Source organism: Streptomyces sp. NPDC058274, from assembly GCF_042881375.1.
Lineage (GTDB): Bacteria > Actinomycetota > Actinomycetes > Streptomycetales > Streptomycetaceae > Streptomyces.
Genome location: NZ_JBHVXW010000012.1, coordinates 22,592 through 30,785, shown reverse-complemented (window position 1 = coordinate 30,785; position 8,194 = coordinate 22,592). Strand labels below are relative to the sequence as shown.

The 8,194-nt window shown below is 72.1% G+C and carries 4 protein-coding genes; 2 read left to right on the top strand and 2 right to left on the bottom strand.

The genetic code is table 11. The annotated features are described in order from the left end of the window. Positions 1 to 119 precede the first annotated feature (119 nt). Both ACFVYF_RS23165 and ACFVYF_RS23160 read right to left on the bottom strand, forming a co-directional pair. Positions 120 to 3,455 (bottom strand): S8 family serine peptidase, encoded by a 3,336-nt coding sequence (locus ACFVYF_RS23165; protein WP_389458087.1) that lies wholly within the window; start codon positions 3,453 to 3,455, stop codon positions 120 to 122. 569 nt (positions 3,456 to 4,024) lie between these two features. Beyond that, positions 4,025 to 4,687, bottom strand: a complete 663-nt coding sequence (locus ACFVYF_RS23160; protein ID WP_389458085.1) for a TetR/AcrR family transcriptional regulator — start codon at positions 4,685 to 4,687, stop codon at positions 4,025 to 4,027. A 219-nt stretch (positions 4,688 to 4,906) separates the two neighbouring features. Here ACFVYF_RS23160 and ACFVYF_RS23155 point away from each other — a divergent pair, with 219 nt between their 5' ends. Both ACFVYF_RS23155 and ACFVYF_RS23150 read left to right on the top strand, forming a co-directional pair. After that, positions 4,907 to 5,854, top strand: a complete 948-nt coding sequence (locus ACFVYF_RS23155; protein ID WP_389458083.1) for a fumarylacetoacetate hydrolase family protein — start codon at positions 4,907 to 4,909, stop codon at positions 5,852 to 5,854. A gap of 74 nt (positions 5,855 to 5,928) precedes the next feature. Further along, a complete protein-coding gene (locus ACFVYF_RS23150; protein WP_389458081.1) occupies positions 5,929 to 7,860 on the top strand; it encodes an acyl-CoA synthetase in 1,932 nt (643 codons plus the stop codon). The last annotated feature ends 334 nt before the right edge of the window (positions 7,861 to 8,194 follow it).

Genomic DNA, 8,194 nt, shown 5'->3' with positions numbered 1-8,194 from the left:
GGCTGTCGCCCGCCCACACACCACCGCCTAGGTGAGCGCGTTGAAGACCCCGCCCGCTTCGCGGGTGTCGCCGTGCGACTCGCGGACCTGGGGGGGAGCGGCTTCTCCATGTGCGCGGGCTACTTCGCGACGTAGGCGCGCAGGATCGTCTGGTCGAGCGTGTCGCCGTTCTTGTCGACGGCCTTGGCGCGCAGCGAGACCGCGGTGCCCGCCGCGGGTGTCTGCACGCTCACCTTGCCGCCGATGACGGGCAGCCAGGACCAGTGCGCGCCCTCGTCGTACGAGGCGTACACGAGCAGCGCGGCGAGAGCGTGGCCCGCGGCCGTGCCCTGGACCGTGACCGGGACCTTCAGCGTGCTGCCCGCCGCGGCCGTGCTGTCCCCGGCGAGCGGCGGGGTGAAGCGGACCACGGACGTGGGCAGCGCGGTGCGCTCGTCGACGTGCCCGGAGCGGAACGTCCAGGTCGCCGTGACCTTGCTGGAGACCGGGGTGCCGGCGGCCCGGGTGGCCGTGGCGGTCAGCCGGTAGGAGGCCTTGCCGGCCGGGACCGTGAAGGACGCCGCGCCGGTCAGCGGATCGTCGTCCGTGCCCGCCTCCTTGCCGTTCCTGGTCAGGGTGGTCCCCGCCGAGGCGTACGTCAGCGGCACGGAGTTGCCGTCGCTGTCCGCGAACAGCGGGACCGTGCCGGTGATTTCGTCACCGGTACGGGAGAGCCCCTGCCCCGTGCCGAGGTTCGGCCCGAACACGCCGATACCGAAGGCGCGTTGATAACTCCTGCCCGCCTCGTACGCCGTGTACGGGGACAGGTACTGCGCCTCGAAGAGGTTGGTCGCGCTGTCGTAGCGCCGGAAGTCCAGCTGCCATTTCGTGGCGTTGTCGGTGTTCACGTACACCGTGGGCTCGTACGGCAGGTTGCGGCTGACGATGTACTCGGCGCCGGTCGGTCCATTACCGGTGTCGGCCTGGAGCAACAGGTAGGCGCGCTTGTCCGGGGCGGGCGAGCCGAGCCGGGTGGAGATCTTCGCCAGTTCCTCGGACTTCGGGCTGCGGACGAAGCCGTCGGTGTACCGGGTACCCGCGGCTTGGTAGGCCAGGTGGTACTCGGACGCGATCGCGTCGTCCAGGAAGGTCGCCTGGATGCGCTGCTGGAGCTCACCGGGGGCCGCGTCGGGCCCGAGGTGCGCGGTGCCGAACGTGAAGGTCTTGAAGCTGCCGAGCAGCCAGGCGGCACTGGTCCAGTACTCGGGCGTCTTGATCTCCGCGCCCACATAACCCGACAGAGCCGTCGCCTTCGGATCGGGCGGGGTGATGTCGACGGGTTTCGCGGTGCGTTCGTCGACGGTCACCTTCGTGTCGTGGTCGAGCTGCAGGTTGGACTGGTTGATCACGTCCGCGCCGGTCCAGGTGGAACCGGTGAGGACGTAGAAGGAGGTGCTGACGAAGTAGCGCCCCTTGGGCAGCCGGACGGTGTCGGTGCCCGTCCCGTTGCCCAGATCCGACCAGCGGCCCTTGCCGAGCCCGCCGACGCCCACGAAGTGGGTCTTGTACTGCGTGGCCGGCTTGCCGTCCTTGCCGATGTGCTCGAAGGTCAGGTCGTACGACTCGATCTCGCGCTCCACGACAGCCGCCGTGCGCACGGTCTGACCGCCGCCGCCCGCCGTGACGTACGCGCTGTAGGTACCGTCCAGGGTGCCCGCCCGGGTGTCCGCGCTGACGGTGGTGGAGGCCTCACCGCCGGCCGGCACGGTCAACCGCGGCTGCTCCAGGGTGAAGACGCCCGCGGGAGCGCTCTTTCCGTCGGGGCCGGTGGCCGACACGGACAGGTCGAGGGTGACGGGCTCGCTGCCCTCGTTCCGGTAGGTGACGCGCTTGGTGAGGAGTTCGTCGTCGGTGTGCGGGAAATCCTGGCGGCCGAACGAGAGCGAGGCCGGCTCGGCGGTCACGGTCTGGTCGATGGCCCGGGCCACGTCGATACGGCCGGAGCCCTGCTGGAACGGCGTATAGCCGCCGGAGACCGCCGAACCCGTGAGGGTCGACTTGATCTGCTCGCCGCTCCAGTCGGGGTGTTCCCCGGCGAGGATCGCGGCGGCGCCCGTGACGTGCGGCGTGGCCATGGACGTACCCGAGATGGCCACATAGCCGTCCGCGACCGGTGTGCCGGTCTTCGCGACGGTGCTGTCGGCCGCCGCGGCGGCGCCGATGTTCACGCCGGGCGCGGTCACATCGGGCTTGATCGCGCCGTCACCGGCGCGCGGGCCACGGCTGGAGAAGGAGGCGAGCTGGTCGCTCTTGTCGACGGCGCCGACGGTCAGGGCCGCGTCGGCGCTGCCGGGCGAGCCGATCGTTCCGCCGCCGGAGCCGGCACCGGAGTTGCCGGCGGCGACGACGAACAACGTGTCGGTCTCGGCCGAGAGCCGGTTGACCGCCTCCTCCAGCGGGTCCACTCCCGGCGAGTCGGTGGAGCCCAGGCTCAGGTTGACAACGTTGGCACCCTGCGCGACGGCCCACTCCATGCCGGCGATGATCCCCGAAGTGGCCCCCGATCCGTAGTCGTTGAGCACCTTGCCGTCGAGGATCTTCGCGCCCGGCGCGACGCCGGTGTACTTGCCGTTCGACTTGGCCCCCGTACCGGCGGCCGTGGACGCGACGTGCGTGCCGTGCCCCTGCCGGTCCCTGGAGTCGGGGGAGGTGGAGAAGTTCTTCTCGGCGATCTCCTGGCCGGCCAGGTCCGGGTGGGTCTGGTCCACTCCGGTGTCGAGCACGGCGATCTTCGTGCCGCTGCCGTCGAAACCGGCCGCCCAGGCAGTCGGCGCGCCGATCTGCGGCACGCTCTTGTCCAGGTCGGCCTGGCGGATGTCGTCCAGCCAGACGCTGTCGATGCCGGACGCGGCCGTACGGAACGGGGCGGTGCTCTTCGGCTCGCCGGTCAGCGCGTCCCATGCCGCACCGATGCCGGCGCGCGGGGTGGTCACGGCGTCGGCGTCGAACGAGGAGAAGGAATGCCGCAGCTCGGTGTCCCCGGCGCCGCGCAGCTCGCTCCTGGCGGCCGGGCGGGCACCCTTGTACGTGACGATCAGCTGGATGCCGTCCCGCTGCTGCGCCAGGTACTCCGGCCTGCTGAGCGTGGTGAGGTCGAACAGGCGCCGGTCGACGCGTCCGGTGCGGACCAGCTCCTCCGCGTCGACGGGCACGGCGTAGGTGTGGCCGTCCACGCGCTCGACCTGGATGGGTATGTCCTTACGGCCCGCCGGCCGTTCCACCGTGACGGGTTCGCCCTTGTCGTCGACCGCGATCCGGTCGCCGGTGATCAGGGTGATCCAGTGCCGCGCGCCATTGGCGTCCGCGGCGGCTGCCGAGGGTGTTCCCGCGGAATTCCCCGCGACGGCCGGTGCCACCGCGGTCATTCCCGCCGTGAGCGCGACGGCCACCGCGGTGGCCACCGAAGAGGCCCGCATTCTTCTCAGTCGGATGCTCAACTGTCTGTGCAATTCATGCCCCTGATGACGGCGAAGTGGAAGGAAACCTTCCTGGGTTCTTGATTCGCCAAGTATGGGCAGGGCGACGGCATTCACTCAACAGCGCTCCGGGCGAGGACAGTTGAGGAGGAAAGCGGTGAACTCGCCTTGCTGTGAACGGGAATTGGACAGGAGTGGGGTAGCTGCCGCGCACCTTGAAAGTCGCTGCTATCGGCTGATTTCCGGCCGTACCGCAGCGGTGTTGGCGTCCCCTGGAAGCAATTCAGGCCGTCGGCGGCAGCATGTTTCCGTTGCGTGTCTTCTTCGAGAAGCATTGCGGGCGGCGCATTCCTGCCCGGCACGGGCGGGCGGCGCCCACCCGGGATCGCTCTCGCTCTTTCGTGACGATGTCATCGCCGGGCGGTCATTGGGGCGACCGGGAATAGCTCGGCGAATGCGATCCCGCGGGACGGGTTGCGCGCTATTGCTGGAGCGGCCGGCCGGGCCGACGGGAGTGGCCGGTTGGGCCTACGGGAGTGGCCGGTTGGGCCGACGGCGGGAGTGGCCGGTCAGGCCGGCGGCAGTGGCGGGAGTGGCCGGCGGGCGACCTCCTGTGCCTCCGCCGGGGGCAGGCCGAGCATGCGCAGGACGAGGGCGGCCAGCTGCTCGCCCGCCGCCGGGCCCGCGACCTCGGGGCGCAGCGTCTCCAGTTGCAGCAGGCCCAGCAGCGAACCGCCGACCGCGGACAGGGCGATGAGGGGGTCCTCCACCTGGAAGCGGCCGCGGGCGATGCCCCTCTCGATGTCGCGCAGGGCGCGCGGGGCCAGGCCGGTCTCCGCGTGCAGCTGGGCGAGGCCGCTGGCGCGCAGGATCTGTGTGAGCTCCGGGTGGGTCTCGACCATCCGGATCGTCATCCGCACGCTGGCCGCGAAGACCTCGGCGGGGTCGTCGAGAGTCCTCGCCGCCTTGTCGAGCAGCTGCCCGTACTCCTCCAGGGCGTCCGAGACCGCCGCGTCGAAGAGCGCGGTCTTGGTCTCGAAGTGGTTGTAGAAGGAACCGAACCCGACGTCCGCGCGCTCCGCGATCTGCTGGATGCTCGCGTCGCCCGGCGACCCCTGCTCCGCCAGGATCGCGCGCGCGGCCCCGATGAGCGCACTCCGGGTGCGGGCGCGCCGGCGCTCGAAGCGGTTGTGCGGGGCGGTGTCCCGGATCCCGGATTGCTGTTCAGGCATGAGTGCAGGATAGGTCAGCTCCAGCAGTCTTGATGATTTCATCAGTAGTGATGAGTGCCGTTGACATCCTGCTCATCAAGAGTGATGCTTTCATCAGTTACGAAGGAGTGGGGCCCCGAGCGGCGAGCCGCCCCCGGCTGTCCCCTCTGGCTCCTGCCGTCCCGCGCTGAGGACCGGTCCCGGCAGGTCACCGCCGCTCCGGCTCCGAGGAGGATTCCGATGAGTACCGCTGTCGTACGCACGGCCGAGGGCTGGTGGGTGGAGGACGCAGGGCGCCTGCACCGCATCGACACCGCGGCCGTCACCACCGCCGGTCTGCTGGCCGACCGGGCAGCCGTCGGTGAAGCCGCCGGCCGGGCCGAGGCCGGTGACCCGGGCCGTCCACTCGCCGAGAGTGAGCTGCTCCCGCCGGTGACCACTCCCTGCCGGGTCGTCGCCCAGATGGTCAACTACCGTTCGCACGCGAGGGATTCGGGCTTCGACCCCGACCGCGTCCCGCCCGCGTTCTTCCGCAAGGCGTCCGGCTCGGTCAGCGGTCCATGCGACGACATCGTGCGGCCCTCACACGTCCGGTTCCTGGACTACGAGGCCGAGATCGGGCTCGTCTTCGGCGCCCGGCTGCCGGTCGGTGCCGAGGTCGGCGAGCGCGATCTGGCGCGGTACGTCGCCGGACTGGTCGTCGCTCAGGACATCAGCGCGCGTGACATCCAGCTGACCAGGACGCAGTTCTACGAGTCCAAGTCCTATCCGAGCTTCACCCCGCTCGGCCCCCGCCTCCTGCTCGTGGACGCGGACGAACTCACCGGCTTCGACAGGCTGCGGCTGACCTGCCGGGTCAACGACGTCGTACGGCAGGACCGCACCGCAGTGGACATGATCACGTACCCGGCGAAGGCGCTGACTCTGCTCGCCCGCTTCCAGACGATGGAGCCGGGCGACGTCCTGCTCACCGGCACACCGGGCGGTACCGCGCTGAAGGCTCCGCACAAGGCGCTGGCCATGCTCGGGGCCCTGCTGCCGCCCGAGCGCCGGTGGAAGGCGTTCTTCGCCCGGCAGGCGCACAACCCCCACTACCTCCAGGACGGCGACCTGGTCACCACCCGGATCGCCACCGACGACGGGCGGCTGGACCTGGGCGTCCAGCGCGCCACCGTCCGGTTCAAGTAGCCACCGTCCGGCTCAAGCAGCAACCGTCCGGTGCCACTGGCAATCGTCCGGTTCAAGTAGCAGGAGACACCGCCGTGACCGCGATCAATGACGATCCGCTCTGGCCGGCCTACGACCGGCCCACCGACCTCGAAGCCGTCGAAGCGGTGCCGCTCGCCGCACGCGGACTGCCGGGCTCGACGTACGACGTTCTCCGCCGTGCGGCCGACCGGTGGCCGGAGCGCCCCGCCCTCACCACGCTGCCCGACGCCGAGCGCTGGCTGCGGGCCCCCACCCTCACCTTCGCCGGACTGCGCGACCAGGTGCACCGCATCGCCAACCTGCTGTACGCCCACGGGGTGCGCCGCGGCACCTCCGTCGGGCTGTTCAGCCCCAACACCGAGTGGCTGCCCGCGGCCCTCCTGGCCGCTCAGACCGCCGGGATCGCCGCCCCCGTGAACCCCGCCCTGACCGCCCGGCACGTGGAGCGGCTGCTCGCACTCGGCGGAGCGCGCGTGCTGATCGCGGCGGGCCCCGAGCTGGACGAGGCGGCCTGGCGCACGGCTCGCGCGGTGGCCGCGTCGCTCGGCCTGACGGCCCTGTTCGCGCTGCGGCCCACCGCCGCGGCCGGCCCGGGACCGCGTCTTGAACCCTTGCCCGGGGTCCATGTGGCGTACCTGGAGCAGGCCGCCGCAGAGCACCCGGCCGACCGGCTCGTCGGCGCCACGGCTCCCGGACCTGCCGACCTGGCCGCCTGCTTCCACACCGGCGGCACCACCGGCGCCCCGAAACTCGCTGCGCACACCCACGCCAACGAGGTCGCGGACGCCTGGATGGTCGCCGCCAACTCGCTGCTCGACGACGACTCGACGATCTTCGGTGCCCTGCCGCTCTTCCACGTCAACGCGCTGGTGGTCACCCTGCTCGCCCCCGCGCTGCGCGGCCAGCACGTGGTCTGGGCCGGCCCCCTCGGCTATCGCGAACCCGCTCTGTACGGCGCCATCTGGAAGATCTTCGAGCACTTCCGGATCGCCACCCTGTCCGCCGTGCCCACGGTGTACGCGGTACTGGCCCACGTCCCGGTCGAGGACGCCGACTTGTCGGCGCTGCGGTTCGCCGTCGTCGGCGCGTCGGCGCTGCCCTTCGCCGTACGGGAGGCGTTCGAGGACCGCACCGGCGTCCCGCTGTGCGAGGGCTACGGTCTGACCGAGGCCACCTGCGCCAGCGCGCGCGGCTTCCTCGGCGAGGACCGGCGTCCCGGCTCGGTCGGGCAGCGGCTGCCGTACCAGCGGCTGCGCACCGTGCGGGTCGATGCCGACGGGGCCTGGCACGATCTGCCGGCCGGCGCGGCGGGCACCCTGCTGATCAGCGGACCGACCGTCTTCGCCGGTTACGTCACCGGGCAGGGGCCCGACGGGCCGGTCCTGGACAGCCTCGGCACCGTACGCGACGGATGGCTCGACACCGGGGATCTGGCCCGGGTCGATCCCGACGGATTCGTCCATCTCCTGGGCCGCGCAAAGGACTTGATCATCCGTGGCGGTCACAACATCGACCCCGCGGTCGTCGAGGACGTCCTGCTGTCCCACCCGGCGGTCACCGCGGCCAGCGCCGTGGGCCGGCCCGATCCGCACGCGGGCGAGGTCCCCGTCGTGTACGTGACGCTCGCCGCGGGCGCCAAGACGGTCACACCGGACGAGCTCCGGGCGTTCGCCGCCGAGCGGGTGCCGGAGCGGGCCGCCGCACCCAAGGAGGTCATCGTCCTCGACGGCGGCCTTCCGGTGACCGACGTCGGCAAACCGACCAAGGTCCCGCTGCGTCTCGACGCCACCCGCCGCGCCGTGGTGGCCGAACTCCGGGCGGCCGGGGCGGACACGGCCGCGGACTCCGTCGCCTGCGAACTCTCCGACGGGCGGCCCCTGGTGACGCTGCCCGACGTCACCGGTCAGGAGCTGCGGCTGCGGATCGCCGCCGCGCTCGACCGGTACGGGGTGCGTTGGCGGTTCGAGGAGGCGGCCGTCGTCTGAGAGCCGGGGCGGGCGGCGGCGCTCATGGGAGGTTCGGGGCCGCGGGACTGGCGTTGCGCCCCGGGCGCCCCGGGCGCCCCGGGCGCCCCGGGCGCCCCGGGCGCCCCGGGCGCCCCGGCCGCGCCGGTCGCGTCGGCTCCGTGGGGGCAGGGGCCGTAGCTCGCGGGCCTGCTCGGTAGCTCCCGGGCCTGCCCGGTGCCGGCCACCTGACGTCCGATCTCGTCCGTTCGCCCGTCGGCCGGTCCCGGGCAGCCTCCTCCGCCCGGCCCGTCCACTGCGGGCACCCCGTCCACCCGGCCGGTCCCGGCGTCGGCACCCCGTCCGTCCCGCCGGC

Excerpts from the sequence above, each read along its gene's own strand:
- ACFVYF_RS23165 (WP_389458087.1), bottom strand. The coding sequence starts at position 3,455 with ATGCGGGCCTCTTCGGTGGCCACCGCGGTGGCCGTCGCGCTCACGGCG.
- ACFVYF_RS23160 (WP_389458085.1), bottom strand. The coding sequence starts at position 4,687 with ATGCCTGAACAGCAATCCGGGATCCGGGACACCGCCCCGCACAACCGC.
- ACFVYF_RS23155 (WP_389458083.1), top strand. The coding sequence starts at position 4,907 with ATGAGTACCGCTGTCGTACGCACGGCCGAGGGCTGGTGGGTGGAGGAC.